Source organism: Streptomyces aureus, from assembly GCF_000725495.1.
Classification (GTDB): domain Bacteria; phylum Actinomycetota; class Actinomycetes; order Streptomycetales; family Streptomycetaceae; genus Streptomyces; species Streptomyces aureus_B.
On the sequence record NZ_JNZD01000028.1, the window covers coordinates 1 to 16749 of the forward strand.

Genomic DNA, 16749 nt, shown 5'->3' on the forward strand with positions numbered 1-16749 from the left:
ACCCGCTACGAGAAGACAGCGACCATCTACCTGGCCGGACTCCACGTCGCCGGCATCTTCCTCTGGTCCGCACGATGATCCAAACGAAACCGCCTAGGCGTCGAGGCGCGGCTCATTCGCCGGGCGAACCGGCTGTCCGAGGCCGCCGAACGGGCGGCTGAGGACTACCAACAGGCTGTCGTGGCGGTACGAGAAGCGGGCCGCCACGGTGTCTTGTCTCAGGCTTCCGACGCTGGCCCCGACGCCCGGCTGGTCACGGCGCTTTGGCTACTGCGGGAGGCGGGGCCGCAAGCGCGCGAGACAGCGGCCCTTGGCCGGAAGCTCACGAGTCAGCTTCACGGGCTGTTGGACGACGCGGCGCCGGCTGCTGGAGTGCGAAGCATGCTGCAGGCCGGCCCGAGGGCCCGGGGGCACGCCGCCCAGGCAGTTGCAGAGCTGCGGCTCCTGCTGACCGACGCCGAGCGGAACGGCCTGTCCGAGCGTTTCGCACAGACCTCGGTCGACCTGCTTCGTGGGCAGGACGGAGACCTGGCTGCCCTCGCGGCCGCCACGGACTTCGCACAGGACCCCTCCACCTACAGACATCTCTTGGTGCAGTTGACGCTGCCCGAACCTGCGCCCAGGTCGCGGTGGAAGTCGTAGAAGCTGGGCGTGGTTGATCGTCGCCGGGGCGTAGCCGGCTTTGAGGTACCGCTTGCCGGTGCGCGGGTTGACCGAGCCGGCTGCGGCGCATCGGGCCGGGTGCGGCGGCGCCGCGGATTCGGCGCGGTACGAAGCCATCCCACTATCACCGCCACCTCGCCTTCCGCCGCCTTGTCCCAGGACACGTTGAGCAGCCACAGGAACCGGAACCACCTCAGGAGGTCATTGGCATAACTGCGTTTCGTTGATGGGCTGTTGTCGTTCAGAGTGAGATCCTCAGGTACGGCGTCACGGACTCGACAGGCTTCCTGTCAGGGCCGAGCAGGACGTACGGCGGATGCTGGGTCTCCAGCTGAACGACCGAACCGACGCGAGGCAGGACGGCCCGCCCCTCCAAAGCTCATTGCGTTCTCCACCTGCTCCCCGCCCGCGAGGAAAGCTCGTTCGGTGAGACTGCCAAATGAGTGGGTCTGTCCCGTAGTCGGTGGTGACGCCGGGTAGCAGTCCATGATCATGATCTCGGGTCGGATATCAACTCCCTGGTGGGAACAGTGTTTTAGGGGCTCTCGCTGTTGGTCGTCGAGGATGTGGCGGACGGCGGCGACTCGGTCGTGGTCACAGTCCGCACCCAGGAGCCGCGGTGGAGTGCCCGGCGTCGAAGGCGCACGGGTACCACGTGAGGATGGTGAGGGACCTGCCGTCGACGGGCGGTCGTAGTTGTGCATCTGCAGGTCCGGCGGCTGTTCCGTCCCGTTCTTGGCTGTCGGCGGCAGACCTTCCGCGCAAAGATCCCCGCACCTGCTGGCTATTCCGGCCTCCCGCAGCACCGCGCTGCGTTGTCCGAAGTGCTTGCCGCTGCCCGAGCGGGCCGTGCCTAGCGTGAGCGGTGTGGACGATTTCGCCCTGCGGCGACACCACTCCCTGACCGTGAGGTGGCCACCCTTGAGTCCTGGCTGCGGACACACCCAGGTGCCGAGATTGTCTGCCGGAATGGCTCGGCCGGCTACGCCGAGGTATCTGCCGTGCTCTGCCCGACGCGGTGCAGGTCGGTGATCGCTGGCACCTCTGGCGAAACCTCTGCGGCAAAGTCCTGGTCGAGGATCCGCGTGCACGTCGGCTGCTGGGCCACCATCAAACCGCCCCACTCCGGCGGTGTTCGCGAGCAGACCACCCGCGAACGCTGGAACAAGATCCACGGCCTCCGCGGCCAGGGCGTCGGCCCGCTCGACTGCGCCCGTCGCCCGAGTCTGGCACTGAACGCCGTCAAAAGGGACGCCCGTACACCCGAACCCCGGGCCCTGCGCAACGCTCCCGCCTACCGCCCTACCCCCGCCGCCCCCTGCCGAGATCACCTGCGCGAGCGGCGCAAGGCCGACCCGGCAGCGCCAGTCACCCACCTCCTGCAAGAGATAGGAGAGTTGGGCTACAGCGACAGCGCCAACCTAGCTGCTCCGCTACCTCAGCCAGGGCCGCGCCGAGGGCGGTACGACAGGGACGAAGGATGCCAGGGTTGGAGGGGGCTTGTCGGTGTGCTGTGACAGCATCCTGGTTGTGGTTGATCACATCGACGACGTGGAGTGGTCCGCGCTGTTCCATGCCGAGGGCCTCGCCGACGACACACCGCGGCATCTGACAGCGCTCCTCGGCGATGATGCGTGGGCTTTCGTCGACTGGTACTCGCATCTGTGGTCGACGACGCTTCGTCGGGAGGGCAGGGCCTGGCCGGTGACGGCGCCGACTGCGCTGATCGTCGTCGAACTCCTGGATGATCCGTTGTTGGCACCCAAGGACCCTTCTCTGGCGGATGCGATGCTCGTCTACGTGTACGCGGTCGGTGTCGCAGCCGACCTTGGAGACCGGGCCCCGGACATCCGTGCGCTGGTCGAGAAGCGGACGCCGGAGCTGCGGTCCTGGACCGACGCCTACCTGGCGGCCGATACCGACGTGCGGGTCCGGATGTGGCAGGACGGCACGGGCCTGGGGGCACTCGTCCTTGATCAGGCGGCGCTCGCCTGCTTCGACCTGGTGCCCACGCTCTTGCAGCGGACGGTGCCGTACCTCGCCTCGCAGAGGGCCCGGCGCAGGACGTGCGCGGCCGCAGCAGTCGGGTCGCTGGCCCGTCATCCGTCGGCGTTGGCGCAGCGTCCGGTTCTGCTGGAGCAGTTGATGGCGGTGGCCGACGCCGCCCAGTCCGCACACGACCTGGCAACGATCCTGATCGCGATCGGCCATCTCGGCGGCGACACGCGCCCCTGGCTCACGGACCCGAACGCGGGCGTGCGCGGCTGTGCGGCCCTGGCGCCCGACCTCGCCGGCGATGACACGGCGGAACGCGTGCTGCTGGAGCTGGCACGATCGCCGCGCGAGTTCGGCGAGTCCTTTGGTGACATGGCTCCACCGCTGCAGTTCCAGTTCAAGCCGTACCAGGACCTTCTGGCTTCCGGATTCCGGCCGGTTGGCAGCCCGGGGAGGTCTACCCCGGGTGCCCAGTGCTGACTTCCCAGGACGGAGGAGAGATCGGCGACCGGGGGTCAACACGACGCGCGCATCGGGCAATAGGTCGTGACCGAGGGGGACCTGGGAGAAGGAGGGTGTGGCTCGGCCCTGCCAGAGCGCGGACACGGGCCGGGCCACTGCTGAGAGCCCTAGACCGGGCAGCGGCATCCAGAACCCTCAACGTTCGCGCATCAGGTCCACTCCCACGTACGCCACCTCTGGTCTAACGACTTCCTGCCAGCCTGGACACGGTGTTCCACCTGTGGAGATCACCCCAGGAGAGCCGCTGCCAGGAGAAGAGCGGCGAATGCCGCCAGCCCCTCAGCGTTGCGTACCGGCTGTGGACGGGCCAAGGTACCCGGCCGGGTTCGCCAGCGACGAGCTTTGGGGGCGTCCTCCGGGACCGTCTTGCCTACAGCTCGAACCGGGGTGCGGGAGACTGTTGAGTTGCATCTCAAGGCCGTGGGCGCGGCGGCCCTTGTCGTGGAAGCGGATCTGGCCGAGTGCAGCCGCGGTGACCTGGCGCAGGTTGTCCTCGTTAGTGCCGTCCCGCTGGGCCAGCCGCCGTGGTGGGTGGGCAAGGGGCGAATGCGGGCCTGGCCGGTGCAGCCAGCGGCTGTTCAGTTGAACCAGCCCTGGGTATCGATCACGACGCCGTTCAAAGGGACGGCAGCATGCTCGGCCGGGGGCCCTGACCTGCGGCTGCCACCGGGCGGGCGTCTCGCGGTGCGGCCGTCGGCAAGCTGGATCGCAGCTTCTTGCCTCACCTGTGGTAACGGCTGTTACCATGCGGGTATGGCGAAGACACAGCTCGGCGCACGCGTGGACGAGGACGTGGCGGAACTCGCGCGGAAGCGAGCCGCCGACCTGGGCCTGAGCATCGGCGACTATCTCGCCCGTCTGGTGCAGGACGACACCAGCGGCCTGCGCGCCCGCGCGGTGGACGCGGCCGCCCGGTTCCTGGCCGAGCACCAGAGCGTCTTCGACGACGCGGAAGACGCCCAGCAGCCCCCGCGGGGAGCGCACGCGGCCTGATGAACGTGCACATCGACGTCCCCTGGATCCTGCAGGTCGCCGAAGCCGCCGGAGCCGACGACCCGGCCCCCGACGACTACGGCGTCCCCGTCTGCGCGGTCGCCCGCCACCGTGCCGACGTGTTCGAACAGCCCGTCTACGACGGCCCCTACGCCAAAGCCGCCGCCCTCGTCCACACCCTGGGCCGCTGCCGCTGGCTGGAACGCTCCAACATGGCCGTCGCCGCCGCCACCGGCGTCATGTACCTCGAAGCCGCCGGCATCCCCGTCAAACCCGCCCACCAGGACGCCATCGCCCTCAAAGACCTCCTCCTGGACCCCACCTGCACCGCCGCAAAGATCGCCGCACTGCTACGCACCTGGCCCACCACCACCTGACCCCACCCCCCCCGGTCCACCCCGCGGCCGAGAGCGCGCACGCGTGGCTCGCCGGATACCGGAGCGCCGGTGTGTAGTTGGTCGTGCGCCCTGTTGTCTCCCTGCGGCCCTTGCAAGGTGGCGAGGAATCGGTGCGCCGCTGCGCGCAGTGCGAAAGGCTGCTGCCCCGGGATGCGGGGCCGAACAGGCGGTACTGCGACACGACGTTGCCGCAGCCCCACTGGCGGCGCGTGCAGCGCGACGAGGCGATCTAGCAGCCAGCCGTCTACGACGGCCTACAGGTGATCCGTGAGGAGTATCTGTGGGCGCAGGGACTGTGCCCGGTGTGCGGGGTATCCGTCTCGCTGCGCAAGCGGACCGACTCCGTGACTGCTCCTCGAAGTGCCACACCCGGGCCTGGCGGCTGCGCCGGGAAGCTGTCAGTGCGACTGGTGACGGATCTGAACGGCCGTTGCCACAAGCGTCACCCGGTCCCTGACACGTCGGCATGGGACGCCCATACCAGCGCTGTTCGCCGTTCCGCCGATGCCGCAGCCAGCGGTAGCGGAGCCCCGGGCGCTGGTTGCGTACATCCCTCGTATCAGGGGAAATGTCGTATCCTGCACTCCTTTTGTATATGACCAATCCGCAGCACGCGTAGCCCCGGATTACGCAGGGATGATCCGGCCTGTCACGCACACGGGAGACGCATGGTGAAGGAACCAGTACACATCGGCACGCGGCAGCCTGTGAAACCTGACCTGCAGAGTCTGCTGCATGAGGTGGCGCTGGGCGATCAGGAGGCATTCGCCTCCGTCTACGACGCTGTGGCCGGTTCCGTTCTCGGTGTCGCCCGGTCCGTTCTGCGTGATCAGGCTCAGTCGGAGGAGGTGGCGCAGGAGGTGCTGGTGGAGGTGTGGCGTACGGCTCCGCGCTACCGGCCCGAGCGGGGCACGGCCATCAACTGGATCCTCACCCTCGCCCACCGGCGCGCGGTGGACCGGGTCCGCTCGGTGGAGGCGGCGGCGGCCCGTGACACCAAGGCCGCGCTGCTCGAGCATCAGCCGGCCTACGACGAGGTGACCGAGCAGGTCGAAACGCGGCTGGAGCAGGAGCAGGTGAGGCGCTGTCTGCGCACGCTGACCGAACTGCAGCGCCAGTCGGTCACTCTTGCCTACTACCGCGGCCTGACCTACCGGGAGGTCGCCGAGGCGCTGGCACTGCCGCTCGGGACGGTCAAGACGAGGCTGCGCGACGGGCTCATCCGGCTCCGTGACTGCCTGGGGGTGACCGCATGACCACGACCGATCTGCACGCTCTGACCGGCGCCTATGCGCTGCACGCGCTGGACGGCGAGGAACGTGTCGGCTTCGAGCGGCATCTGGCCTCGTGTGATCCATGCGGTCAGGAGGTCGCAGAGTTCGCGGCCACTGCCGGGCGGCTGGCCCTGGCCACCACGGTGCGCGCACGCCCCGTCATGCGTGAGCAGGTCCTGCAGCGGATCACGACCGTGCGGCAGGTGCCTTCCAGTGCCGCGCCGCTGGAGCGGGTGCGTAGAGGTGCGTTGCGGGAAGGGGGCCTGGCCCGGTGGGCGCTGGCCGCCAGCGTGGCCGCCGCGGCCGCGTTCGGAGGAGCGGCCGCATGGCAGTACGAGCGCGCCCAGGCCGCGCAGCACCAGGCCGCGCAGGCTCAGCGGCATGCCGCGGATCTGGCGGGCGTACTAGCCGCGCCCGATGCCAAGTCGCGTTCGGCGAAGGTGGCCGGCGGTGCGGGCACGCTGGTGGTGTCCGCCAGCCGGGGCCGGGCCGTGTTCGTCACCTCGGGGATGGCTGCTCCTCCGCGGGGCAAGGTGTATCAGCTGTGGTTTGCCGACGGCGGGAAGATGCGCTCGGCCGGTCTGATGGACCCCGACCGCGGCAGCCAGGCGGTGCTGATGCAGGGTGCGGTCGACGGCGCCTCCGGAGTCGGCATCACCGTGGAGCCGGCCGGAGGATCGAAGCAGCCGACCTCGACACCGGTCGCACTGCTGGGCGTGCCGACCTGACGGCGCTTGGGGAGCCCGTCCGCCGGACGGGCTCCCCAAGCGGTTATGTCAGGGTTTGGTGCGATGGCGGGGGAGTAGGCGACGGCGGACCACGTATGCGTCCCGGCCGGGACGATTGGCCATGTGCTTCTTCGGCAGCCGTTTTCCGCCTCCGCGCTGATCAGCAGTCCCTCATCACCAGCGGTCAGACAACGGACACCGCGGCAGCCTGCCTTCCGCCGTCGCAGCTGACAAGGAACAACCCCGCCAGAGAGGTCCCCGAAGCAGTCCGGTCCGGACCTCGGCTCAAGCACCACGGACCCTGCGCTTTGGCGGGTCCGCCTTGAAACGGGAGAGGCTAGGCATTGCCGACGGTCTGGAAGAACAAGCCGACAGCTCAGACGGCCGTGTCGGCCCAGGCCAGGGCGGACAGCCCGTTGGGCGTGTGACGGACCGCCCTACACCGACCTGGGACATCAGCCACACCTGCGCTTCATGCGGCAGGTAGATCAGCCGCGGGGCGTGCAGATTTTCGGTTGTTTACGCGCGGCCGGCAGCGCCTCTCACCGCGGGTCCTTGCCGTGGCTGCTGCCCGGCGTGCGGTGCACCGCACGCCTCAGCCTCCACACCACGGCGAGACCGGAGACCAGCAGGCGCCAGGCCGGATCACCTTGGCCCTCCGAGAGGGCCAAGGTCACCACGGCCGCCGCGGCGAAAGCCGGATTCCCCAGGCGCTATCGACACAGGGTGCAGGCCCGTTCGGGGCAAACAGGGGTGATTCGGCCCGGCGCCTGCTCTCGGGTCCAGGTGCCGAGCATGACCGCCAAGGCCGTTGCGCCGCCCACTCCAGGTTGGCAGCGAACGCATCCACCGAAGAAGCTCACAGCTCCGCCAGCTGCCGGTACCAGCCGGCCGCTTCGGCCCCGGTCAGGCCACTGTCCCCCGTGGCCACCGGGCGTACGGCGAGGAACTGGTCCACCCCCATGCGCCGCTCCTCGAAAGCCAGGGCCCCGCCGACCAGGTACAGCCGCCACACCCGGGCCGTCTCCTCGCCCACCAGCCGCACGAAGTCCGGCCAGCGCTCTTCCAGCGTTTGGTGCCAGGCGTTGATGGTGCGCACGTAGTGTTCGCGCAGCGATTCCACCGAGCGGACCTCGAGGCCGGCTGCTTCGAGTAGCCCGACCGTTTCGCCCATCGGCCGCATGTGCATGTCCGGGGCGATGTACGCCTCGATGAACGCGCCGCCGCCGGGCGCGGTCGTACCGCGGGACATCTGCTGGACCAGCACGCGTCCCTGGGGGCGGACCAGCCGGTGCAGGGCGGCGGCGAAGGCCGGGTATTCGTCGTCTCCGACGTGCTCGCCCATCTCGATGGTGGCGACGGCGTCGTAGGCGGAGCCGGTGATGTCCCGGTAGTCCTGGCACACCACCTCCACCCGGTCCGTCAGCCCTCGCTCGCGTACCTGTTCGCGCACATAGGCAGCCTGCTCACGGGCCAGGGTGACGGCGGTCACCTGCACCCTGTGCTGCTGGGCTGCATACAGGGTCAGTGACCCCCAGCCGCAGCCGATGTCCAGCAGCCGGGCTCCGGGCACCAGAGCGAGCTTGCGGCAGATCAGCTCCAGCTTCGCGCGTTGCGCCTCGGCCGGGGCGGCTTCGGTCTTATCGTCCGGCCAGTAGCCGCAGGAGTAGGCCATGGTCTCGTCGAGCAGCAGACGGTAGAAGTCGTTGGACAGGTCGTAGTGGTGGCTGATCGCGGCCCGGTCGCGGGCCTTGCTGTGCAGGCTGCCGCGCAACCGTGCCTGAGTGACGGGAGCGGGCACGGGCGGGCCGACCACGCCGAGCCGCAGCACCTCAGCGATCGCTCGGGTCCAGTCGGCAGGCGAGAGCTTCGGGGCGTGCAGGCCCCGCTCCCTGACAGCGGCCCACATGGCGCGCAGCCCGTGCGCCAGGTCGCCCTCCACGTCGAGTTCGCCGGTGACGTATGCCTGTGCCAGGCCGAGTTCGCCGGGCTGCCACAGCAGCCGGCGCAGCGCGCGCTTGGAGCGCACGACAACCACGGGGGCGTCGGCAGGGCCGGTCTCGCTGCCGTCCCAGGTACGCAGCCGCACCGGCAGCGGACCGCCGAGTGCTCCTTCCAGGAGGACGGCGAGCCGCTGCGCGGCCCCGGAACGGACTGCAGTGCGGGCGGTCGTCATCGGGCCGGGTCCTCCTTGGTGAGCAGGTATTGCTGGACGTCGAGGTAGCCGGATCGAAAGCCGGCCTCGGAGTAGGCAAGGTAGAAGGTCCACAGACGGCGGAAGGTCTCATCGAAACCAAGAGCGTCGACCTCGTCTGCGCGGTCGGTGAACCGCTCGCGCCACAGGCGCAGCGTCTCGGCGTAGTGCGCGCCAAAGGCGTCCCGGGCGGTGACCTCCAGCCCAGTGTGGTCGCGGACCGTTTCCTCGATGGCCGTGGTGGAGGGGATGAGGCCGCCGGGGAAGATGTACTTCTGGATCCAGGTGTGGGTGTCACGGCTGGCCAGCATCCGCTCGTGGGGCATGGTGATGGCCTGTAGCGCGACCCGGCCGCCCGGCGCCAGACGCTCGTCGAGGGTGTGGAAGTAGGCGGGCCAGAACTCGGCGCCGACGGCTTCGATCATCTCCACGCTGACGATCGCGTCGTACCTTCCGCGGATCTCGCGGTAATCGCGCAGGTCGACTGCTACGCGGTCGGCGTACCCGGCCTCGCGTACCCGGTCCAGGGCCAGAGCGCGTTGCTGCCGCGACAGGGTGAGCGATGTGACGTGCGCGCCGCGGGCGGCGGCCCGCAGGGCGAGCTCGCCCCAGCCTGTGCCGATCTCCAGCAGGCGGGTGCCCTCACGGACTCCAGCCAGATCGAGCAAGAGGTCGATCTTGCGGTGCTGGGCGGCCGACAGCAAGGGCCAATCGGCAGGGAAACCCCGGAAGATGGCCGAGGAGTAGGTGAGCGTCTCATCGAGAAACAGCGCGAACAGGTCGTTGGACAGGTCGTAGTGACGGCTGATGTTGGCACGCGACCCGTCCGGAGTGTTGCGCTGCGCTTCCGGTTGCCGCTGCGCCCATACCTTGCGCAACCGCTGCAGCGGAGTGGGAATCAGGTCGGCGGCATGCGCGGCGAGCACGGTGAGTACGCCGACCAGGTCCGGTGCGTCCCATTCGCCGGCCATATATGACTCACCGAAACCGATGAGCCCGCGTGTGCCGATGCGGGCGTGGAACGCCTTTGGATTGCGCACCTCTATGAGCGGGCCGCCCAGGCCGAGAGTGGCGCCATCGGTGAACCGCACGCGCAGAGGCAATCGTCGCAGGGCCGCTTTCACTACGGCCTGGGTAACGACTCGAGCCGGCCAGGGCGCCGTGGGTACGGCGGCGACATCGGGCCAACGCTCGGCGTCGATGGGCAGGGTTCGGTGGCCGCGGGTGCGATGGCAGCCGGGGCGGGGTTCGACTGTGGTCACGATGCTTTCTCCTGTGCGCGTCTGCAGCGGGCAGGTCTCGCTGAAACGGGCGGATGCCGTGGAAGGGGATGACGGCCTACACCGTTGGGGTCGACCAGGGGTGACGTAGGGCCAGGCACGGCAGGACGGGCTCCGTAGCATGGCGACGCTTACCGTGGACCGAGGCTGTGAAGGGTGGGCTGCTCCAGCTCTGTCGACAGTCGCAGTCGCTCGTCGTCGGCCGGGTGGAAAGGTGAGGCCAAGGGCTGGGCGGCAGACCGTGAGGTCTGCCGCCCAGCCCTTGGATGAGGGGCATCCGCCAGGCCCTGCCGGTGGGTGGTTGGCGGATGCCCCGGATGAGGACGGGCGCCGCCCGACTCGCTCCGCTCAAGGCGGCCGGACGGGGCGTGCGTCCTCGGTCTGCGGGGGTGTCAGCTCTTGGGCATCAGGACGGTGTCGATGATGTAGACGTTGGCGTTGGCTGTCTTCACGTTGCCGCAGACGACCTTGGCGGAGTCGTTGACCGTGTACGACTCGCCCGAGCCGGAGGTCGTGAGCTTCGACTTCTCCAGGGTGGTGAAGGAGCCGTTCTCCAGGTCCTTCGGGGTGAGCTTCTGGCCGACGACGTGGTAGGTGAGGATCTTCTTGTTGAGGGTGTCGACCAGGCCCGCCTTCTTCACCGCCGTCACCAGTGTGGACAGTGCGGGGTTGTTGGAGGCGGCGGTGGCGACCGGGTCCTTGGCCATGCCGTCGAAGGAGCCGGCACCGTCCTTCGGCACGGAGGAACAGGCAGGACCGAACGGCTGGTCCATGGTGCTCGAGGAGGCCGTCGAGCCGCCCATGTCGTCGCTGCTCTTCGTGGCCGGAGCCGACGCCTTGTTCGATGCATCGGACTTGCCTGAGTCATTGCTGTCGCTGGAACAGGCACTCAGGGCCAGGGGGAGCACGGCGGCCGCGGCGAAGAGACCGGCGGTGCGGCGGATACGGGTGTTCATCATGTTCTCCTATTTGAACGGTGCAGCAGGGTGCTGCGTATGGGGGTTAGGGGAGGGGTGGCTTGAGAGGGGGGCGCGAGACCCCCATGGAGCGCGGCCGGCGCTCACTCGACGGTGACGACGACGGAATGCCATCCGCTGGCGCCGTCGGGGATCGTGCGGGTGCGCTTGTCGGTCTGCACGGCGCCGGTGCGGTCGGTGGCGCGGACTGTGAGGGTGTGGCCGCCCGTGGTGGCCCGCCAGGGAAGCGACCACTGGCGCCAGGTGTCGCGGGTGTCCTCGGCAGCCAGATCGGCTTCCTGCCAGGGGCCGTCGTCGATGCGGACCTCGACCTTGTCGATGCCCCGGTGCTGGGCCCAGGCAACTCCCGCGATCATCACCGTGCCGGCCTTGGGCCGGGCGAACGGCTTGGGAGTGTCGATCCGCGACTCGGTCTTGATCGGGGCCCGGCGGGCCCAGCCACGCTTGACCCAGTAGGGATCGTAGGAGTCGAAGGTCGTGAGCTCGATGTCCTTGATCCACTTGCAGGCCGAGACGAAGCCGTACAAGCCCGGGACGACCATCCGGACCGGAAAGCCGTGCTCGAAGGGCAGTGGCAGGCCGTTCATGCCGAGGGCGAGCATGGCATCGCGGCCGTCCATGACGTCCTCGACCGGGCTGCCGATCGTCATGCCGTCCACCGACCGGGACACCAGTTGGTCCGCCGGCCCGCCACGGGAGGGAGGCTTGATGCCGCACTCGGCGAGCAGGTCGGCCAGCCGTACGCCGATCCAGCGGGCGTTACCCACATACGGGCCACCAACCTCGTTGGAGACACAGGTCAACGTGATGTCCCGCTCGATCAGCTCCCTGCGCAGCAGGTCGTCGAAGGAATAGGTACGAGGACTCCGTACGCCTTTGCCGTGGATCCGCAGCCGCCAGGAATTCGCGTCCACCTTCGGCACCACCAACGCGGTGTCCACCCGGTAGAAATCGGCGTTGGGGGTGAGGAAAGAACTGATCCCCGGGATGTGGAGCCCGGCCCTCATGGGAATTGGCTGCGCCGGTGACTGGGGAGAAGGCAGCACAAGCTTGTTACGGGAGGTGACCGCGCCCTGGCCGCGCGAGGCGTTCAATGACCGGCCGACCGCGCCGGCCGCGACAGAAGCCGCTGCGGCGGAGCCGGCCGCCAGGACGAATCCCCGCCGGTCCCATCCCTCGGAGACAGGCGGACCACCTGCCCCCTCTTCGCTCAAGGAGCCGGACTCGCCCGCCTTCGATCGGGCCGGCGCAGTGAGGCGCCCCACCAGGACGTAAAGAAGCAGGGCTGCGGCAACGGCTCCTACGACGGAGGGAAGCGCGTCGGTGAGGCTGCTGGAGTCGGGCCGACTGACAGCAGCCGCCGCCCCGATACCCCCGAACAGCAGGACCCCGGCTGCTCCAACCCGCCGAAACCGCACCGCCAGTCCACCCAGAGCCAGAGCCAGCACGGCCAGCACGGCCAGGATGCCGAGCTGCAGCACGAGCTTGTCATTGGTGCCGAAGTGACGGATCGCCCAGTCCTTGACCGCAGCGGGTGTCGCGTCGATGGCCGCCCCGCCCACCGCGATGACCGGACTGGACTGGGGCCGTACCGCCGCGGCAACCAGTTCGGCCACCGCCAGCGACGCGAAGCCGGCCAGCGCCCCGCTCAGCGCACCCAGCGCCACGCGGGGCCAACCCGGCCGAACTCGCTGATCCTTCTCTTCATCCCTCACGAGGGGGAATCCGGTTCTGCCCGCAGGGTGGATTGGTCCCAGACCTGATCAGGTGAAAAAAGATCCCGGACCAATCCGCCCGGCATTCCGCTCCGTATCAACCAGTTAAGCGTCGACAGACATCGCCGGACCTGAGGGGCGTGCGTCGACTTGCTCACGGCTTCTGTGCTGGAGCCCGGGCACCCCTCGGTGCACTCGCTGTGCTGGTGGCTGCCCCATCACATGCCGGTGTGCCAGCCGGTGTTGACGCAGGCGTTGCCGAAGGCAGGGTTCAGCAAGCCGATCACGTTGACGGTGTTGCCACAGGCATTGACCGGGATGTTGATCGGGATCTGCACCACGTTGCCCGACAGCACGCCCGGAGAGCCGACCGCAGCCCCCTGCGCGCCGCTGTCGGCCGCAGCGGCCGCAGCGGCCGCAGCGGCCGCGAGCACCATCGCGCCCGCGACACCCACCAGACCCGCACTCCGCATCACCCGAGACCGCAGACAGATCATGTTCACGCACCTTCCTCCTCCTTGCGGCGGCAGTCGCCGCCGGTCGGCCGCGTGCCGCGACCAGGCACTGGTAATGCGCTGCCACCCTGCGCGCGGACTGCTCACGGCGGTGTGAATCACCCGATCGCACTACGGCACGGATTCCGCGGCGAAGCCCTCCTGCCTTCGTCCTCATCACCGCCAGGCCGTCGTGTCGAACTACCCCCGTCTAGCGTTCGCCGGGAATGACGTCCCTCCGGGGTGACCGCACGTGCAAGGCCGCACAGCCGCGCGGCAGTGGCCACTGATGCACCCACGCTCATCACGTCGCGGAAATCGGGCACGCGGCGCACCCGGTCTCCAGCGCTGACAGGCACCAAGCCTTTCCGCCTGCGGCTGCGGATTCTTTGCGCGATATGTCACTGCGCAACGGCTCCTGGGAGGAAGGCATCGTGTCGACCATGCAAGATCACGAAGGCAAGTCAGCCACATCGGCACTATGGCTGCGCCACCTCCCACAGCGGCCCCGCGCCGCGATCATCACCCTGCACGGAGGACGAGCGGACAGCTACCGGACCTCACAGCCCTGGCACCTGGCCGCACTGAGAATGCGTCCCGTGCTCCGCGCCGCGGCAACCGCCGTTCCCCTCGACGAAACCGTTCTGGCCCACGTGCGCTACCGACACCGCGGCTGGAACCAGGACGATCCTCTGAAGGACACCTACCGGGCCCTCAGCGAACTCCAGCAGACCGCGGGACCAGTACCGACCATCCTCATCGGGCACTCCATGGGAGGCAGGGCAGCCCTGCGGGCCGCCGACCACCCGCAGGTGCACGGCGTCCTCGCACTCGCACCATGGCTGCCGCCAGGCGAACCGGCCAGCCAGCTGAGCGGAAAACGCGCCGTCGTCGTGCACGGCGACCGCGACCGGCTTACCAGCCCCCACAACTCTGCCGTCCACATCGAGCGGGCCCGAGCGGTCGGAGCCCGCGCCGGCATCATCCTCATCCACAATGGTGATCACGCCATGCTCCGCCGCTCCATTCTCTGGCACCGCACCGTCACCACCCTGGTCGCAGACCTGCTGCACCCCGACGAGCGGCCGCTCGGTCTGACCCGTATCAGCTGGACAGCCGACGCCCCCCTCGTGCTGTAGAGGTAGAAGCTCTGGGTCGTGAAGCAACCACAGGCTTTCGGGACACTCCTGTGCGCCGAGGGATCCCCCCCGGGCACTGTTGCCACTCAGCGGAGCATGGGACTTCACCGGGAGTCATCCGCGGCCAGGGCGGCATCGAATCCCTGATGAAGGCGCGTTTCTGCCCATCGTTCAAGGAGCCGGTGTCCGCCGCCGACGCGTCCCGTCCGCACGATCTGCAGGTGTTTCACCCCGGCTTCGGCCCAATGCCCCACCGGACGCACCGAGCTCCGCTCGAAGCCGATCGCGCATGTGCAGATGCTGGGGACCGCTCAGGATTGGCGGTGCGGAATGCGAAAGGTACGGGCTGTCTGCCCACCTAGTTGCAGTTCGCGAAGTAACTGCACACAGGTTGCAGTAGTGATCTGCTTACTCGGATGGGCTAAAGGGCGCGAGCGTGTCGGCATAGGAAAATTACGCCCCTCTGATGCGCCATCACGGCTCCCACCTGTGATTTCGCTGTGTCGGGAGCTTTTGTGACGCCCCCTCAGGCTTGACCGCGTACACCATCGGTTCGCCCGGCGTGCTTTCCTGCGGCTTGCGCAGTTGATGCGTGGTGGTGTGTCCCTGGCCGGCAGTCCCCGTTGCCTTTCCTGCCGTCCTGGACAGTGCGATTTCTCTCGCCGCGGTGCCGACCGTCAATGCCACCCACCCCTCAAGTCTCCGTCCGTGCCGCCCGCAGGGCATCGGCCGGAACCCGCATCCGAAAGGAAATCAGTGAAGGCAACGACATCCGGGCCGCGTTCGCGACGTGTCCTGGACCACTCCCTGCTCGTGCTCGGCACCGGCGCCCTGGCGACCGCGGTGAGCATCCTGAGCCTGGCACCCGGCGTCAGCCAGGCGTCCAGCCACCGCGAGGCGCCGCTCATCGCCGGCGACCCCCGCGCGGACAACACCGACGTCTACGCGTTCACCAGCCGTGACAAGTCCGACAGCGTCACCTTCGTCGCGAACTGGATCCCGTTCGAGGAGCCCAACGGCGGCCCGAACTTCTACGCCTTCGCGGACGACGCCCGCTACAACATCAAGATCGACAACGACGGTGACGGCAAGGCCGACCTCACCTACACCTGGCACTTCCGCAACAAGGTCAGAGACGCCGCCAACCAGTTCCTCTACAACACCGGCCAGGTCACGTCGCTGACCGACCCGGACCTGAACTTCCGCCAGGTCTACGACCTGGTCCTCACCAAAAACGGCCAGAGCAGGACCATCAAGTCCAACGTGCCGGTGGCGCCGTCGCGGGTGGGTCCCGCCTCCATGCCGAACTACGGCGCGCTGCGCGACCAGGCCGTCAGCCCGCTTGCCGGTGGCGGCAAGACGTTCGCCGGTCAGGCGGATGACCCGTTCTTCGCGGATCTGCGGGTCTTCGACCTGCTCTACGGCGGCAACCTGTCCGAGCGGGGCCAGGACACCCTGGCCGGGTACAACGTGAACTCCGTTGCCCTGCAGATCCCCAAAAGGGAGCTCGCCCTGCGGGGCAACAGCTCCCGCAATCCGGTCATCGGTGTCTGGTCCACGACCGACCGCAAGGGTGTCCAGATCTCCGACTCCCGCACCCGTCACGACAAGTGGCGCCAGGTCTCCCGCCTGGGCAACCCGCTGGTCAACGAGGTCGTCGTCCCGCTCAAGTACAAGGACGCCTTCAACACCCTCAACCCGGACCAGGACCGCACCGTCAAGCCGGTGGTGGACAAGGTCTACGACCCGACCCTGCCCAGGCTGATCCAGAAGGTCTACGGGATCCCCGCACCCGCCACGCCGCGCAACGACCTCGCCGAGATCTACCTGACCGGCATCTGCAAGGCCTGCGGCCCCATCAAGGCCGACCTCAACGCCCACCGGCTGAACAAGGATGCAAGCCTTGGGCGGATCGTCCCCGCCGAGGAACTGCGCCTGAACATGGCCGTTCCTCCCACGGCCAACCCCCAGCGATACGGGGTCCTCGCGGGTGACCTGGCCGGCTTCCCCAACGGGCGTCGCCTCACCGACGACGTCATCGACATCTCGCTCCAGGCCGTCGAGGGTGCTGCCCAGACCGGCAAGCTCGTCCCCGCGCTGGCCGACGGGGACAAGGTCAACGCCAACGAAGTACCCTTCGGCACGTCGTTCCCCTACCTGGCCCTGCCGCACACCAAGTCCGTGAACAGCGGCCCCGGTGGCAGCGAGACGCGCCAGTCGTCGCTGAGGACCCCGAGCGCGGCCGGTGCCGGAGTCTTGGGCTCGCTCATGCTCGGCGTCGGCGGCTGGCGACTGCGCCGCCGCACCAGGACCAGCTGACATCTGAAGCTGGCGAGGCACCTTGCCGGTGCCCAGCCCCCTGCGGGCGGGGCACCGG

Annotated in this window: 13 protein-coding genes and 1 pseudogene; 9 read left to right on the forward strand and 5 right to left on the reverse strand. The window is 68.8% G+C overall.

The annotated features are described in order from the left end of the window. Positions 1-381: 381 nt before the first annotated feature. The 7 genes and pseudogenes from IO36_RS47035 to IO36_RS29000 all read left to right on the forward strand — a co-directional run bounded on the left by IO36_RS47035 (position 382) and on the right by IO36_RS29000 (position 6573). On the forward strand, positions 382-642 hold the full coding sequence (locus IO36_RS47035; RefSeq protein ID WP_158997543.1) for a hypothetical protein: 261 nt from the start codon (positions 382-384) through the stop codon (positions 640-642). A gap of 569 nt (positions 643-1211) precedes the next feature. After that, positions 1212-2124, forward strand: a pseudogene (locus IO36_RS48415) (ISL3 family transposase); the annotation flags it as partial. Between the two features lie 69 nt (positions 2125-2193). Then, on the forward strand, positions 2194-3138 hold the full coding sequence (locus IO36_RS47040; protein ID WP_158997545.1) for a hypothetical protein: 945 nt from the start codon (positions 2194-2196) through the stop codon (positions 3136-3138). Positions 3139-3933: 795 nt separating this feature from the next. Next, positions 3934-4173 carry a hypothetical protein gene (locus IO36_RS28985; protein ID WP_037624058.1) on the forward strand — a complete coding sequence of 80 codons (240 nt, stop codon included), beginning with the start codon at positions 3934-3936 and terminating at the stop codon, positions 4171-4173. Beyond that, positions 4173-4550, forward strand: a complete 378-nt coding sequence (locus tag IO36_RS28990) for a hypothetical protein (protein WP_037624059.1) — start codon at positions 4173-4175, stop codon at positions 4548-4550. Before IO36_RS28985 ends, IO36_RS28990 begins: the two co-directional genes overlap by 1 nt. Before the next feature lie 692 nt (positions 4551-5242). Then, complete coding sequence (locus IO36_RS28995; protein ID WP_037624152.1) at positions 5243-5827, forward strand: sigma-70 family RNA polymerase sigma factor; 585 nt, start codon at positions 5243-5245, stop codon at positions 5825-5827. Beyond that, complete coding sequence (locus tag IO36_RS29000; RefSeq protein ID WP_037624060.1) at positions 5824-6573, forward strand: anti-sigma factor; 750 nt, start codon at positions 5824-5826, stop codon at positions 6571-6573. Before IO36_RS28995 ends, IO36_RS29000 begins: the two co-directional genes overlap by 4 nt. A gap of 859 nt (positions 6574-7432) precedes the next feature. On the opposite strand, the gene IO36_RS29010 is transcribed toward IO36_RS29000, so the two are convergent. The 5 genes from IO36_RS29010 to IO36_RS29030 form a co-directional block, all read right to left on the reverse strand. Further along, positions 7433-8749, reverse strand: a complete 1317-nt coding sequence (locus tag IO36_RS29010; RefSeq protein ID WP_037624061.1) for an SAM-dependent methyltransferase — start codon at positions 8747-8749, stop codon at positions 7433-7435. Further along, entirely contained in the window at positions 8746-10029 is a 1284-nt protein-coding gene (locus tag IO36_RS29015; protein WP_037624062.1) for a class I SAM-dependent methyltransferase, read from the reverse strand. The genes IO36_RS29010 and IO36_RS29015 overlap by 4 nt, the downstream gene beginning before the upstream one ends. 410 nt (positions 10030-10439) lie before the next feature. Then, positions 10440-11003: a fasciclin domain-containing protein gene (locus IO36_RS29020; protein ID WP_037624063.1), complete on the reverse strand. Its 564-nt coding sequence runs from the start codon at positions 11001-11003 to the stop codon at positions 10440-10442. Between the two features lie 104 nt (positions 11004-11107). Further along, positions 11108-12739 carry a sulfite oxidase gene (locus IO36_RS29025; RefSeq protein WP_037624064.1) on the reverse strand — a complete coding sequence of 544 codons (1632 nt, stop codon included), beginning with the start codon at positions 12737-12739 and terminating at the stop codon, positions 11108-11110. Between the two features lie 218 nt (positions 12740-12957). Continuing rightward, on the reverse strand, positions 12958-13236 hold the full coding sequence (locus tag IO36_RS29030; RefSeq protein WP_209441287.1) for a chaplin: 279 nt from the start codon (positions 13234-13236) through the stop codon (positions 12958-12960). A gap of 440 nt (positions 13237-13676) precedes the next feature. On the opposite strand from IO36_RS29030, the gene IO36_RS29035 reads away from it, so the two are divergent. After that, a complete protein-coding gene (locus IO36_RS29035; RefSeq protein WP_037624154.1) occupies positions 13677-14372 on the forward strand; it encodes an alpha/beta fold hydrolase in 696 nt (231 codons plus the stop codon). Positions 14373-15128: 756 nt separating this feature from the next. Continuing rightward, positions 15129-16691, forward strand: coding sequence for a DUF4331 domain-containing protein (locus IO36_RS29040; RefSeq protein WP_037624066.1), 1563 nt, complete (start codon positions 15129-15131; stop codon positions 16689-16691). Positions 16692-16749: the final 58 nt, after the last annotated feature.